The sequence below is a fragment of the Jeotgalibaca sp. A127 genome (assembly GCF_052266745.1).
Taxonomy (GTDB): Bacteria; Bacillota; Bacilli; order Lactobacillales; family Aerococcaceae; genus Jeotgalibaca.
Window position 1 is genome coordinate 179,259 of record NZ_JBQPRC010000003.1, and the last position, 12,593, is coordinate 191,851.

The window sequence follows — 12,593 nt, forward strand, 5'->3', positions numbered from 1 at the left end:
AGGATACGAAGGTCAAAAATTTAGTCCTTATTTCAAAGAATCAAGGTTCTTCAATGCTACTAATAATCGTTCCAGATTTTCTGCCAGAGCCGTTGTCGGCAAAGCCAAGTTGATGCGTTCGAAACCATTGCCTTCTGCTCCAAAAATATAACCTTCATCCGTGAAGAACTGGGCCTCCTGGTGCAGGAATGTTTCCAACTCTTCAGTTGTCATCCCCAATCCACGAAAATCCAGCCACTGGACGTAGGTACCTTCCAATTTGGTCACGGTAACTTTAGGATAATGTTCAGCAAAAAATTGCTCAACAAGCTGGGCATTGTGGTGAATAACCTGAATCAATTCATCCAGCCACTCCCGAGATTTTGTATAAGCCAACTCGCAAGCTTTGTAACCCAGAATCCCCACCATGTCAATGCGCACTTCAGCCATCGCCTGGCGAAATTGTTCCCGTAACGCGGGGTCCGCGATAATGATATTGGAGAGCATCATCCCCGCTAGGTTGAATGTTTTTGATGGTGCGGTACAAGTGATCAACCGCTCTTTCAATCTGTCATCAACGGTTGCCAAAACGGTGTGTGTGTAACCAGGCATTACAAAATCGTACCAGATTTCATCACTGATGACATAAAGATTGTGTTCGATGGCAATTTCCGCTATCTTTTCGAGTTCTTCACGGCGCCATACGCGCCCCACTGGATTGTGCGGACTGCAAAAAAGCAGAATTTTATTTTTGGGGTCTGCGGCAGCTTCCTCAAAAGCTTCAAAATCGATCTCATAGGTACCATTTTTGTGAATGAGCGGGACATTGACCTCTGTCCGGTGGTTATCCGCAATTGCTTGGCCAAACGGGTGATAGACCGGTCTAAAGATTATGACGCCGTCATCTTCTTCACTAAAAGTCCGGATTGCCCCATAAAACGCCGTCACGACACCGGGCGTATTCACAAGCCATTCAGGTTGGATTTCCCAATCGTGGCGATCCTTTTGCCATTGTATAACCGCATCCAGGAAAGATGGATATGGAATTGTATACCCCAAAACCGCTTCATCCAGGTACCTCTTTAAGCCCTCCGTAATTTCTGGAGCAGTTTGAAATTCCATGTCCGCAACAGACATCGGTAAAACGCCCGTTTCTACGTTCGGATTCCACTTATACATTTCTTCCCATTTGGCCGAACCTGTACTTTTCCTGTCAACGCGTTTCGTAAAATCATATTTCATCACCTTCGCCTCCTTATTTTCTATTATAGTATATCAATGCCAATGACTAAAAACAGACTTTATGAATTTACTCATAGATTAAAGTGAAGCGAATAAACGAGATTGGGAATAATTCCCAATCTCGTTTACGGTTATGTCTTTGAACCAGACATAACATTTTTCTCTTTTTAAACGCCGGAAAGTTTTCCCGCAGTCACCATATCTTTGTATAACCCACGTCCCAATGTTCCTTCCCCTAAATCATAAGGGCTCGAGAATGGCAGTTTTTCTTCCATTAATTCCGGAATCTCTTCGAGGGTCCCATCCAAATAGGCAGACAAGCGGTCAATTGTTGTCGCAAAGCGCATGAAAATACCGCCATAACGGATATCCAACACTTCCCAGCCAAATGGTTTATTGTAGCGCATCCAGATTCTTTGATGTGTTAAACGCAAATCGTTTATGCTTTTTTTCAATTCTTTGGCTTTATCCAATTCTTTTTCCAAAGCCATTTTATCATCGGCATCGTAGGCCTGTTTCACCAACACACCAAAATCGGCTTTTGTACTCATCACTATCGCCAGTCGGTGATAGAAAGCAAAGATATCCGTAAACTCGCGGGAAACATCCGTAGCTAACGGTGCCAATTTTTCAGCCACTGTTTTATAGTGGGCGCTCAATCCCAATCCTTCCGTGTCCTTGTCGAACAAACCCAGTAAAGGATCGTTCCATAAAAGTACCTTCGAAGTTGCGGAAGTGTTCAAGTTATTTTTCATAACCCCCGGCGTTTCGTCCAGAGCGTTCAATGTGTAAAATTCTGTCATTGTATAGCCCGTGTTATGTAAAAATTCTTCCTCCAGGCGTGCTTCGTCGTAATGATCATGATAAGACATTTCCGCGTATAATTGCATTCCCGGCAAAGCAGAAAGAATAGGTGTTTCGCCACCGTCGTCCCCCCACATCGTGGCAAAGACTTCCTTTATGCCATTGCGTTTACAACTCGCCAAGCCGGATTTAGTTGTTTCAAACGTCTTGCCGTAATTCGGAGCAATCCCGTTCCAGGTCCAAATCCCACCAGCAAAGATGACTTTTTGTTTCATGGCGATATGTTTTTCTAGCAAGATGTCATACGTATTTTGATCTTCATGGTAATAATCCCATAAAACCATGTCCACTTGTGGGATTTCGTCAATCACTTCATTCGGTATTTCGCTATTCAAGTCATAGTAATCCCCTGTTTTAGACCCGAAACGATAATACATGTCGCTCCACATCATCGGTTCCAAGCCATGTTTTTCCGTAATAGCCACGACCTCCTTCAAATGATCGTTCATGATCGAGAAATTGTCGCGAATACCATGACGTGCTTTATACGCGCCTGAACCCAATCCAAACGCCTCGTCCATCCCGATATGAATGCGGTTGGAACGGAAAGGGGCCGAAGCGGTGCGAATCAAATTTTCTAAGAATTCGTATGTTTTTGGTTCCCCCACCAATACGACATCGGACGTATCCCGAATCGCGTTGGCATATTCATATTTCAAGGCCAAGTACAAATGCCCAAGAGTCTGGATACACGGCACCATTTCAATCCCCAAAGCGAACGCATAGTCATCCAATTCCTTCAATTCTTTCTGCGTATAACGACCACGTAGGTAACCGAAATAAGGGTATTCTTTCACTTCATATGTATCTTCCGTGTAAAGCATGGCCAAATTTAGACCCATTTTCGCCATGTGCAACAAGAATTCCTTCATCGTGGATACATTCATGACTGCATTCCGTGAAGCATCAATCATGACACCTGTTTTTTCGAATTGAACTTTTTCTTCTTTTTCAAAGGGTTTGGATTTTTTATATTCCATTATCCATAAATTCAGCAAGCGGAAAAAACTATTTGTACTGGTGTAAGTGATAGTACCTTTCTCACCGTCATAACCATATGTTTGATTTTGACAGGCTATATTTTTTTCTATCATAACTGGAATTCCTTCACTGCTAACCTCAATATCCAAAATAGAAGACACCAAATTTAAACCGCTTTCAATTTCGCTCTTATCGCCTAATATCCTAATTTTTAACATGTAGTTCCTCCTAAGTCTATTTATTGTTTCTAGCATAAAACACTTTGCAAGCATTTACAATCGTGCGTACTCCTATCTTTAAGAATATTGTAGAACATATTAACTTATTTCATTTGTAGAAAAATCGTCCGTTATATGCGCAATAAAAAGAACCCATTATGGGTTCTCCTAAACTTGAGTTAGACAATTCGCGTCCCATGCACCTCGTTAAATTCAAGTACTTTTTCAAGATCCGTCAGGTTGTCTTTCGTAATGCCACCGCCCGGCATAATAGTCATTTCCGGACTGATTTCCGTGAGTTCAGCGATGTGTGCGGCATTCTTGAAAATCGTGTTCTCAGTCGGGCCACCGTGAGTCAAGATTCGTGTAAAACCAATCTCTTGTAGCCAAAGCAGCGCCTCTCTTTGTTTTTCTTCCGGAATTACATCAAAGGCCATATGGAAAACCAGTTCCACATCATTTTTTCTTGCCGTTTCTGCAATTTCTTCCAAAAATGGTTTGTCCAATTCATTTTCCGCAGTTAGTGCACCTACAGCAATTCCATGACAACGCAAAGTACAGATTTCTTCCAAGTCACGCATCATCATCGTTTTTTCCATGAGGGAATAAACAAAGTCACCACCCCGGGGCCTAAGCATTACGATAACGGATACATTTTTTTCGTAGCAGTATTCTGTCGTGATTTTAATAACACCAACACTCGGTGTCGTCCCACCCACAGCCAAGTTATCACACAATTCTATGCGTTTGGCACCACGTTCGATAACTGCAGGAACATTGGTAAAATTTTCTACACAAGCTTCTTTTAACATAATCATCACCTCGCTTTAACTATACCCTTTTACATAATCCAGGTCCATTCTCTCATTGACTTTTAATTTTATTTTTGTTAGATTTTAATTAACTTGAAAAAACAACCTATAAAGACAATGAAAAGAAAAGTACAAATAATCGGAAATCACAGAAAGTCCCCATTGTTGAGAAGGGATATTAGCCATTGTTTGGAAGTGCATCTTGGAGTTGCGCAATTGAGCCGATGAGGTTAGGTTGCGTCGGCCGTCCCCGTTATACAGACACAGTATAGACCGTTTTTCCGGTGTACTGGATAAGAAAAAATTAAGGTGGAACCGTGAAAAGATATTTCGCCCTTAAATCTGTGGCAGTGTGCCCAGATTTAAGGGCTTTTTATTTAGGAGGTGATAACTAAGGTTGTTTAGGTTGGTAAATAAAATTATTAGGAGGTTACTTTAAAAATGAAAAAACGGATTTTAAGTTTGATGGTCTTACTGGCTGCAGGGATTTCTTTGACGGCATGTGGTAATAGCGATGCAGCTGGAAATGCTGAGGAAAAAACAACCATCAAAGTTGGAACCTCACCTGGCCCCTACAGTGAATTATTTTTAGAAGGGATCGCTCCTATACTTGAAGAAGAAGGCTATACAATTGAAGTCACCGATTTTACAGATTTACGATCTGCAGATATGGCTTTACATGAAGGAGCGGTTGATATCAATGTTGATCAACATTTAGCATATATGAACAATTTCAATGCCGAATCTGATGCCCACTTGACCCCTATTACGCCAATTCCGACTGTGCCGACAGGCATGTATTCAGAGAATAAAGATTCCGTTGACGAGGTTGCCAATGGTGACAAAATAGCCATCCCGGATGATGCTTCCAACGCTGCACGTGCCCTCTTGCTTTTGGAAAAAGCGGGTTGGATTAAGTTGGATGAAGAGGTTGAACCGATGCAATCAACACCAACTGATATTATTGATAATCCTCATAAACTAGAAATCATTGAGATGGGCTCTGCCCAAATTCCACGTTCATTAGCCGATGTTGCCTATGGAGTCATACCGGGTAGTATGTTGTATGCTGCAGGGATGAGTTCAAATGATAGCTTATTAAATGAGGATATTCTACCAGATTTAATTCTCCACGCTGTAGTTAATGAAGGACAAGAAGATACCGCTTGGACACAGGCCGTCGTGGATGCATACAAATCAGAGGATTTTAAAGATTATATGGCAGATGTAAATTTTGACAACTATTGGTTCATCCCGGAGGAATTGAAACAATAGGTAAGCCACTACGAAATTCAGAGTTTTTTTATAATATCCCCCAGTACTACCCGGATGAGGCGGAGAACTCAGCGAAATAGTTAAAATTACTTCATAAATGTGAGGAGTGATTTGATGAGTTCACCCCGTTGACAAAAAGTAAGCCAGGTGCTAAACTAAGTACAATATAAACATTTCGAATTAGAGATATTATAAATAGGAGGAATTTGAAATGGGTAAATTAGAAGGTAAAGTAGCAATCATCACTGGAGCAGCACAAGGTATGGGAGCGATGCATGCTCGAAAATTCGTTGAGGAAGGCGCAAAAGTTGCAATTACCGATTTGAACATCGAGGGTGCGCAACAATTAGCCAATGAACTGGGCGAAAATGCTATTGCTTTAAAATTGGATGTTTCCAGTGAAGAAAACTGGATTGAAGTGGTTGCAAAAACGGAGGAAGCTTTCGGAAATATCAATGTTCTGGTCAACAATGCCGGAATCGGAATTTTCAAAACGTTGGAAGAATTGACTGTCAAGGACTTTGAATTGACGTTTAAAGTTGACGAACTGGGTGTTTTCCTAGGCATGCAAAAAACAGTACCTTCCATGAAGAAAGCCGGCGTTGGATCCATCGTCAATATCTCCTCTGTTGACGGTTTGGTGAGTGCCCCTACTGCGATTGCGTACAGTGCTTCCAAACATGCTGTAACCGGCATGACTAAAGGAGCAGCAGCCGAACTGGGCCAATTCAACATTCGCGTCAACTCGGTTCATCCTGGCATTATCAAGACACCGATGGCTGCCCAATCAGATGTGGATGAATATCTAAAACAATTGGAAAAAGATATTCCTTTACGTAGAAGAGCCGAAGTTGAAGAAGTATCAAACTTGGTTATTTATCTGGCTTCCGATGATTCCAGCTATTCAACCGGTTCGCAATTCGTGGTCGATGGCGGGATGATTTCTGACCTATAATAGTGGCGTTTTAAAAAACTCATAAACGAGAAAGCAATCAGGGATGGTAATTTTCCCCTGATTGCTTTTTGTGTTACCGATAATTCATGTCCTCTAACGCTAAACAGACTCTAATAACACTTTCGTGGATGCCTACAAATGATGTAAATTTTGACAACTACTGGTTCGTCCCGGTGGAATTAAAATAATAGATAAGGCAGTGCGGGTTTTGAAGGGTTGTTTTCCTCCGGAACTCGCGCTCTTACTTTTTATGCCTTCATATATTAATATGTGGCTTGCGTTCATTTAGTTTACAGTAATACCAGTTTATGCTAGAATACGTATGAATATAAAATCATATGTATGAAGGAAGGAAGGTGCCTGATCTCATGAACGAATACCATGTACGTGGCTTCCATTGCCAGGAGTGTGCAGAAGATTTAGAAACACGGCTGAATAAAAAACCTGAATTCAGTGGCATAGTTATTGATTATAAACATCGGAATATAAGCATCCCCGAGAAAATCGATATGTCCAAAATGAAACGCGTACTAGCATTTGAAAAAATCGTACTTGAACCCGCAGAGCATGAACATGAACGTCATGAAAACCATCATCATCACGATCATGATCATAACCATGCACACGAAATCGACTTTTCATCCGGCGAGGTCGCTGCTCGAAATATGAAACTTGTTTTCATCATCAATATCATTTTCTCGTTGTTGGAATTTATTTTTGGCGCCCTCTTTAATAGTGCAGCGATTTTATCAGACGCTGTCCATGATTTGGGAGATGCTGTTTCTGTCGGTTTGGCTTGGCTTTTCCAAAAAATTTCCACCCGGGAAGCAAATACAAAATACAGTTTTGGCCATCAACGTTTTTCCTTGTTGGGCGCCCTGATTACGGGTGGTATCCTTTTATTCGGAGCAGCGATTTTAATTATTAATACGCTCCCGCGTCTGCTTAATCCCCAACCCATCAACTACAATGGCATGTTCTGGCTGGCTATTTTCGCGATTGCCGCAAATGGTTACTCAGCGTGGTTAATGAGTCGAGGCTCTTCCGCAAATGAATCCATGTTGAATTTACATCTCCTGGAAGATGTATTAGGCTGGGTAGCGGTATTGATTGTCAGTCTTATCGTAAGATTCACAGATTGGTATATCCTGGATCCAATTTTATCCCTCGCAATCGCTGGTTTTATTTTTTATAATGCATGGCCGATGTTCAAAAAAACAGTGGAAATCTTCCTGGAAGCTGTCCCTACTGGAGTGGAATTGAAAAAAATCGAAAATGAAATTCTAAATCTAGCGGGTGTCTACAGTATTTCCCACCTGCACATCTGGTCCATCGATGGAGAAGAACATGCAATGGCGGTTACTTTAAGCACGGAAATATTGAACCACGAAGAACAAGAAGAACTGAAAGAAGAAATTCGCCAAATTGTTGCACCGCAAAATATTACTCATTCAACGATTGAACTGATGGCAGACCCAGATAGTTTACTCAGATAAACAGTAAGGAAATGAAAATTCCAGTCCCACTAAAAAAGCCGACTCACTTTGCGCGAGTCGGCTTTATAACAACTAATAGCTCACTCAGCGAGATTTTTTCCCGTGAGTGAGCTATTTTTTTGAAAAAGGCTCACTCACTGGGAAATTTTAATCTGAGTGAGCTAAATCCTGGAAAAAAGCTCACTCGCAAAGCTGAGTGTGTACATTTCTTACTGCCTGGGCTAATTATTTCCCAAGTCTTTTTCATCTTTTGTCATCCAAACGCAAGAACATGGCATTAACCGCCACAATTACGGTAGACAACGACATCAAAATCGCCCCTACTGCTGGGGAAAGCGTGAATCCAATGGGTGCCAATAGCCCCGCCGCCAAGGGAATGGCGATAAAGTTGTATCCTGCTCCCCATAGCAAGTTCTCGTTCATTTTACGCGTTGTCTTTTTAGCTAGTTCGATAAATGACGCAATATCTCCTGGGTCAGATTGGGTCAAAACGACATCTGCTGAATCCAGGGCAACCTGTGTGCCAGCACCAACAGCAATGCCGACATCTGCCAGAGCTAACGATGGTGCATCATTGACACCATCCCCAACCATGATGACTGTCTTGCCCTCTTTTTTTAATTTTTCCACCAAATTGTACTTGTCTTGAGGCGATTGATTTGCCAGATAATCGATTCCCAATGCCTCTGCGGTACCTTGCGCTGCTTGTTCATTATCACCTGTTGCCATAATGGGTTGGATACCCTGCGATTTCAAAGTCATGATTAAGTCCTTGCTTGATTCCTTCAATGCATCGCCTAAAGCAACCAATCCAATAGCTTCACCATCCTCAATCAACACACTTATGGTAGCTCCTTTTGTAAACTCAATTGTGATATTTTTTCCATAGGATTTTTGACTGAACAACTGGTAATGATGACCGTTCACATGGCCTTCTACTCCAGCACCGGAAACGACTTCAATATGATCAAATTTGACAGCTTCAACCCCATTTTCATCAGCATACCTTACAATCGATTGGGCAATCGGATGACTAGAGCCACCTTCGATTCCTGCCATCAAAGCAATCACTTGATTTTTGTTATGACCATTTTCTAAAAGTTGGACATCCATTACCTTGAATTCTCCAGTCGTTAACGTCCCCGTCTTATCCAATACCATCACGTCCGCTTTGTTCGCCAGTTCCAGAGCTTCACGGTCCTTAACCAACAAACCGCGACTTGCGCCCAAACTCGTACTGCGAGCCACAACAAGAGGAATCGCTAACCCTAAAGCATGCGGACACGCAATAACCAAGGTCGTAACCGTAAATAAAACCGCGGCTTCAACATCAGCAACAAAAAGCCAAATTAAGAAAGCAATAGCTGCCACAACGACCGCAATATAAAATAACCAACCTGCAACTTTGTTAGCCATATTTTCCGCACGTGAAGGTTGATTCTGCGCTTGAGAGATTAATGTTTGAACTTGAGAAATGAAAGATTGGTCCCCTGTTTCAGTAACTTCGAGGAACAAAATTCCTTCTCCATTCGTCGAACCACCAATAACTTCATCACCAACATGCTTCGTTATCGGTTTCGATTCACCCGTCAGTAATGCTTCATTAACCCGTGACTCTCCACGAATTATTTTGCCATCAGCAGGAATATTTTCACCGGCTTGCACACGAACCAAATCACCTATTTTTATTTCCGCTACTGGCCGTGTTTCAATCGTATCGTCACCCTTTACAATATGCGCGTCTTTGGGTAAGAGTTCAGCTAATGCTTTTTGAGCATCCCCGGCCTCTCCGACTGCCTTCATTTCAATCCAATGCCCCAAAAGCATGATGAGAATTAGGGAGGCAAATTCGAAGAAGAAATCCATGATATGTTCTCCTGTCATGTAACTTGCAACGACCGCATACACACTATACAAATATGAGACTGTTATACCTAGAGTAATCAAAGCCATCATTCCTGGAGATTTCTGCCGAAATTCATGTTTGGCTCCCTGATAAAATGGTTTTCCCCCATAAATAAACAATATTGTCGAGAGGATTGTTACCAAGATATCCGAATAAGGGAAGGTAAATTGAAATGGCAATCTAACCCCCATCATCGGTGAAAGAATCAAAATGATAACTCCCAAAGGTAAAGACCTAAAGAATATCTCCTTAAAGTTCCCATGATGGTGATGACTATGGTCATCATGATTCATGGAATGGTGGTCGTGACTTTCGGTATGATCGTGACCGTGGTCTTCATGATGGTGTTCATGGTTGTGGTTTTGCTCGTCGTGATCGTGATGTTGGTGGTGGTTATGATTATCCATGTCTTTTCTCCTTCCGTTTACAGTTGTAAACAATCATTGGATTTATTTTAACACAAGGTTCTTCCTGATGGATATGAATTCTCCACACCTCCATTATATAAAAAAGAAATACCAACCGTGAGCGATTCACTCCGGCTGGTATCTTTTCTTGTTGTTAATCTTTCTTTTCTCCACTATAAAAATCTTCTGGGGCCATATCCTCATAAATGACACGCACTGATTCAGGTACTGCAAAATTTAATTCATCCATTTTTTCAATGATTGCTTTTGCAAGTTCTGCTTTTTGCTCAGGCGTGCGTCCTTCTTTTAGTTGGATCCGTACAAATGGCATATCGTTTGCCTCCATTCAAATTTAAGATACTCTTGACGTGATTATATCATAGAACCAAATTTCCAATCCATACAAATAGCAACCGTTTGACATCATTATAGTGCTCAGGCATAGTTAAGTAAATAACGTTGGTAGGAGAGTGATTATTGTGGGAAAAGCGTGGACAAATCCAAATCTCTTTCAAGGAAAGCGTAGAAAAAAGAATTACTTTGAGGGTTGGTATTATAAACAAGTTAGTACAGATGGCAAAACGGCCATTAGTTTCATCCCTGGTATTAGTTTGAATGAAAAAGACCCCCATTGTTTCGTGCAATACATTTTAGTCCAGGAAGGTGTAGAGAGTACTGCTACAGGTTACGTTCGCTTCCCTACGGCTTCTTTTATTTGGAATGACGATCCTTTCGCCGTTAAAATTGAAGATAATTTTTTCTCCGAGAGTTTACTTTCAGTGCATCTTGAAACGGAGTCAGACCATATAGAAGGAAATTTGAAAATCGGACCTTTCAGCCCGATTCATTCATCCATTTCGCAGCCTAGTATTATGGGGCCTTATGCTTATGTTCCAAAGATGGAATGCTACCACGGTATCACAAGTATGAATCACGTCTTGGAAGGTTCCCTCCTTATTAATGGTAAATCGGTGGATTTTACGGGTGGTAAAGGTTACATCGAAAAAGACTGGGGAACGAAATTCCCTAAAAATTACGTTTGGCTACAAAGCAATCATTTTGATGAAGATGAAACCAGTCTTTTCTTTTCTATGGCACATGTTCCTTTCTATTTCCGGGACTTGTTGGGTTTCATTTCAAATATCCAGGTAAATGGTAAAGAATACCGTTTTGCCACCTACAATAATAGTAAAATCAAACTATCTTTACCTTCATCTAAAGAGGTGTTGGTAACAATGGAAAACAATCAAGCGAAAGTAAAGATTTACGGAAAAACTGAACATCAAGGCGTTTTGTTAGCCCCTGTTTTAACGGGAATGGATAAAAGCATTAAAGAAGGTGTCTCAGGAACCATTGAGATGGAGCTTTGGGACAAAACGGATGGTTTTCATTATCAGGGAACGGGAACCATGGCGGGAATTGAGATGGTGGATGCTCATGAGTTGGAGACCAAGTGAAAAACGCCATAGCGGGACTTAACCTCCGCTATGGCGTTTTTATTCTTACCTAAAAATCATAATCATCATCTTCCATGGCTTCAACATTCCCCATCAAATAACCAGATCCGACTTGCGAGAAAAAATCATGGTTCGCCGTATCAGTCGAGAGGCCATTCATGACAATCGGATTGACATCTTCTGCATTTGCATCCGTGAAAAATGGTTCAAATCCCAGGTTTTGTAACGCTTTGTTCGCATTATACTTAACGAATGTCTTCACCTCGTTCGTCCAACCGATTTGATCATAAACTTCCTGCGTATAAGCCAATTCATTTTCCATTAAATCGTAAAGCAGTTCATACATCCAATCACGAATTTCAGCTTGTTCACTTTCATTTAACTGGTTGTATCCCAGTTGGAATTTGTAACCAAGATAAGTGCCATGAACAGATTCATCGCGGATAATCAGCTTGATTATTTCCGCTACGTTTGGAAGTAGGTTATTTCCCAGGTACCACAACGGTGTATAAAAACCACTGTAAAACAAGAATGATTCCAAAAACACACTCGCAATTTTTTTCTGCAAGGCTGAACCTGTTTGGTAAATCTCATTAATACGCTTCGCTTTGTATTGCAGAGTCTGATTTGAATTGGTCCATTCGAAAATTTCTTCGATTTTGCGGTTATTATTCAAAGAGATAAAAATTGTACTGTAACTTTTCGCATGGACGGACTCCATAAACAAGATATTATTCAAGACAGCTTCCTCATGCTGGGTTCGGACATCTTCCCGCATGACATTAGCTCCTTCTTCCGATTGCAAGGTATCCAGTAACGTTAGACCGCCAAAGGCTTTATTGACAACTTCGCGCTCTTCTTCCGTCAAACTTCTCCAATCATCCAAATCATTTGAGACCGGAATGCGGGTATCCAGCCAAAACTGGGAAGTCAGTTTTTCCCATGTATGTTTATCCAGTTCGTCTTCTAGTTTATTCCAGTCAATTGCTAAATAATTCATG

The 12,593-nt window shown here is 41.3% G+C and carries 10 protein-coding genes and 1 other annotated feature; of the genes, 4 read left to right on the forward strand and 6 right to left on the reverse strand.

Features of this window, described 5'->3' with window-relative positions:
* Positions 1–27: 27 nt before the first annotated feature.
* The 3 genes from ACTVAI_RS04870 to ACTVAI_RS04880 all read right to left on the reverse strand — a co-directional run bounded on the left by ACTVAI_RS04870 (position 28) and on the right by ACTVAI_RS04880 (position 4,096).
* Positions 28–1,221: a MalY/PatB family protein gene (locus tag ACTVAI_RS04870; protein WP_443473891.1), complete on the reverse strand. Its 1,194-nt coding sequence runs from the start codon at positions 1,219–1,221 to the stop codon at positions 28–30.
* A gap of 167 nt (positions 1,222–1,388) precedes the next feature.
* The gene (locus ACTVAI_RS04875; protein WP_443486040.1) at positions 1,389–3,284 is read right to left on the reverse strand and encodes a beta-N-acetylhexosaminidase; all 1,896 of its coding nucleotides are present in this window, start codon (positions 3,282–3,284) and stop codon (positions 1,389–1,391) included.
* 179 nt (positions 3,285–3,463) lie between these two features.
* Positions 3,464–4,096: a copper homeostasis protein CutC gene (locus tag ACTVAI_RS04880; RefSeq protein WP_443473889.1), complete on the reverse strand. Its 633-nt coding sequence runs from the start codon at positions 4,094–4,096 to the stop codon at positions 3,464–3,466.
* A gap of 108 nt (positions 4,097–4,204) precedes the next feature.
* Positions 4,205–4,437: a binding site (T-box leader), on the forward strand.
* A gap of 100 nt (positions 4,438–4,537) precedes the next feature.
* Between ACTVAI_RS04880 and ACTVAI_RS04885 the strand changes: the two genes are divergently transcribed.
* From ACTVAI_RS04885 to ACTVAI_RS04895, 3 genes are all read left to right on the forward strand, one after another.
* A complete protein-coding gene (locus ACTVAI_RS04885) occupies positions 4,538–5,371 on the forward strand; it encodes a MetQ/NlpA family ABC transporter substrate-binding protein (protein WP_443473888.1) in 834 nt (277 codons plus the stop codon).
* Positions 5,372–5,582: 211 nt separating this feature from the next.
* The gene (locus ACTVAI_RS04890; RefSeq protein ID WP_443473887.1) at positions 5,583–6,326 is read left to right on the forward strand and encodes an SDR family NAD(P)-dependent oxidoreductase; all 744 of its coding nucleotides are present in this window, start codon (positions 5,583–5,585) and stop codon (positions 6,324–6,326) included.
* Between the two features lie 368 nt (positions 6,327–6,694).
* Positions 6,695–7,822 carry a cation diffusion facilitator family transporter gene (locus ACTVAI_RS04895; RefSeq protein WP_443486041.1) on the forward strand — a complete coding sequence of 376 codons (1,128 nt, stop codon included), beginning with the start codon at positions 6,695–6,697 and terminating at the stop codon, positions 7,820–7,822.
* Between the two features lie 243 nt (positions 7,823–8,065).
* Here ACTVAI_RS04895 and ACTVAI_RS04900 read toward each other — a convergent pair whose 3' ends face one another.
* Together ACTVAI_RS04900 and ACTVAI_RS04905 are read right to left on the reverse strand one after the other, a co-directional pair.
* Positions 8,066–10,135, reverse strand: a complete 2,070-nt coding sequence (locus tag ACTVAI_RS04900) for a heavy metal translocating P-type ATPase (RefSeq protein WP_443473885.1) — start codon at positions 10,133–10,135, stop codon at positions 8,066–8,068.
* A 154-nt stretch (positions 10,136–10,289) separates the two neighbouring features.
* Positions 10,290–10,466: a tautomerase family protein gene (locus tag ACTVAI_RS04905; protein ID WP_443473884.1), complete on the reverse strand. Its 177-nt coding sequence runs from the start codon at positions 10,464–10,466 to the stop codon at positions 10,290–10,292.
* 148 nt (positions 10,467–10,614) lie between these two features.
* On the opposite strand from ACTVAI_RS04905, the gene ACTVAI_RS04910 reads away from it, so the two are divergent.
* Entirely contained in the window at positions 10,615–11,592 is a 978-nt protein-coding gene (locus tag ACTVAI_RS04910; RefSeq protein ID WP_443473883.1) for a tocopherol cyclase family protein, read from the forward strand.
* Positions 11,593–11,641: 49 nt separating this feature from the next.
* Here the strand turns inward: ACTVAI_RS04910 and nrdF are convergent, their stop codons facing one another.
* Positions 11,642–12,592 carry a class 1b ribonucleoside-diphosphate reductase subunit beta gene (gene nrdF, locus ACTVAI_RS04915; RefSeq protein ID WP_443473882.1) on the reverse strand — a complete coding sequence of 317 codons (951 nt, stop codon included), beginning with the start codon at positions 12,590–12,592 and terminating at the stop codon, positions 11,642–11,644.
* Position 12,593 lies beyond the last annotated feature (1 nt).